The 1,777-nt window shown below is 59.9% G+C and carries 4 protein-coding genes; all 4 read left to right on the top strand.

Going from position 1 to position 1,777, the window contains the following annotated elements; translation table 11 throughout:
- Window positions 1-446, top strand: a 446-nt coding sequence (locus C451_RS00020; protein ID WP_007736283.1) for a hypothetical protein, incomplete at its 5' end; no start/stop codon positions are given.
- Entirely contained in the window at window positions 443-625 is a 183-nt protein-coding gene (locus tag C451_RS00015; RefSeq protein WP_007736282.1) for a hypothetical protein, read from the top strand. The genes C451_RS00020 and C451_RS00015, both read left to right, overlap by 4 nt.
- A complete protein-coding gene (locus C451_RS00010; protein ID WP_007736280.1) occupies window positions 622-969 on the top strand; it encodes a hypothetical protein in 348 nt (115 codons plus the stop codon). The genes C451_RS00015 and C451_RS00010 overlap by 4 nt, the downstream gene beginning before the upstream one ends.
- A 239-nt stretch (window positions 970-1,208) precedes the next feature.
- The coding region (locus C451_RS00005) for a hypothetical protein (RefSeq protein ID WP_007736278.1) at window positions 1,209-1,777 on the top strand (569 nt) is incomplete at its 3' end.

The raw sequence follows: 1,777 nt of genomic DNA, 5'->3' as shown, positions 1-1,777 counted from the left end.
TAGCCACAGAATCTGTGGCCGGTGTTCAGACCACCGACCACGTGGGCAGTCCGTATCGAGTCGACCAGCCCATGTCCATAGAGACACACAGCAGCCTTGAAACTGCCGACCGACGAGTTGCATCGACCGCTGACCGTCCACAATCCAAGCGAACGCTCGCGCTCGATACCGCGACGCCGGTCGCCTGTACTGGCGCGACGGTAATCTTCTGTGAATGCTATAGACAGACGCCACACGGCCAGCGTTACGACGGCGATATCCCGCTGTTCATCCTGAATGTCTCCAACGAGGACGCTGTTCGCTCACAGCTCGCCGCCGCGAACTACCGGGACGTCGATATCGAGCGCGCGTTCAAGAACGGGCGTTGGCTCCATCACACCAGTCCGGAGCGTGCGCTGACAGCCGTCTCGTATGCTGAATCTCACGACCAGAAGGAGCGACGATGACTCTTCAGTGTACGTGTGGGTCATACGCCCTCACGATCACCGTCCAGTCCTATCCCGAGAACGGCACGGCCTATGAGAGCTACGAGTGTGAGGTCTGTGGGCGGACTGGCTCGTTCACCCACGATACTACGACCGCTCGTACCACGCTCTCTGGCTCGATCAGGAGCGATGACGAATGACCGTCGCTGGGATTGATGCGATCGAACAGACCCTCACCGGATGGAGCGTCGGCGTCGGTGAAACGGCGCTCTGTCAGCACTGTAAGACCACACTCCGTGAAGGGAGTGCGATCACTGTCTACGCTTACCGCCGTGCCGGTGAGCAGCTGGTGTCCGTTGCGCGCCTTTACTGTAGCGAGTGTGACCGTCGCTCAATCGAACACCCCACTTGTGGCTGTTCTGAGTGGCTAGCCGAAGCGCGACTCGCACTCACCGCCGATGTTGCCCATCAGTCACACGCCCTGACGCTGTGTAACGTCGAGATTCTTGATGAGTACGGTCCCAAGACGGGTGACGATCCATGATTGCTGTGTTCGATGTCACAGCGACACCAGTCAGCTCTCGCCGCTTGCGCTATCCATTGATACGGTCTCACGGAGCGACGACCGCGCCAGCCTGCCGGAGCCACGACGGCCGCTCGCTGGATCCGCCCGGCTGACGCCTTTTCATCTCAGTTGCTTCACGCAGCCACGAATCGCCCGCTAACGCACCACCCAAACTGGGAGTGGCAATCTCACTCCCGCAATCGAAATCCCCGTTTATCATGACCGACGACAGAGCCACCGGCACTGAACCAACCGGCCAGACCGAACACGCATCGTCCGAGTTGATCGCCCAACTGATCGACCGCGTCGAGACACTCGAAGCCGAGAACGAACGACTCCACGACGACATCGACGAACTTCGAGATCGCCATCGCGAGGACTGTCATGCTCTCGCCCGCGAAAACCACGAGCTTCGCGACACACAGCAACACCTGCAAGAGCGCGTCGCGAAAGCCGAGGAAAAAGACGGCTATCTGCTCGAGGATATCGTTGACCTCGAAGAGCAACTCGCCGATTTGGAAGCTCAACCGGCCCCACAGGACGAACGCACCGACGGCGACAGCACGCCTGACCGTCCTGCACTCACCCCGATCGAGCGCGTTGCCAAGCTAGAAACCGAGGAAGTGAGCATCAACGTGACGCCATCCATCGAGCGTGCGGTCGTCATCTTCGAACACTGGCGCGAGTGGTCGAAAAAGACACCGAACGGCCGTGTGCTGAAAGACGGCCTCAAGGAGCTACTCTGTACCGCAACCGACGAACGACTCGCATGGCGGCAGGTCTATCG

Origin of the sequence: Halococcus thailandensis JCM 13552 (assembly GCF_000336715.1) — an archaeon.
In the GTDB taxonomy this organism is placed as follows: Archaea; Halobacteriota; Halobacteria; order Halobacteriales; family Halococcaceae; genus Halococcus; species Halococcus thailandensis.
Note: the sequence above shows the minus strand (reverse complement) of the source record. Positions and strands in the feature narration are given on the sequence as shown.

What these genes read in the sequence shown, in the direction of transcription:
- C451_RS00015 (WP_007736282.1), top strand. Translation starts at nt 443, where the DNA reads ATGACTCTTCAGTGTACGTGTGGGTCATACGCCCTCACGATCACCGTC.
- C451_RS00010 (WP_007736280.1), top strand. Translation starts at nt 622, where the DNA reads ATGACCGTCGCTGGGATTGATGCGATCGAACAGACCCTCACCGGATGG.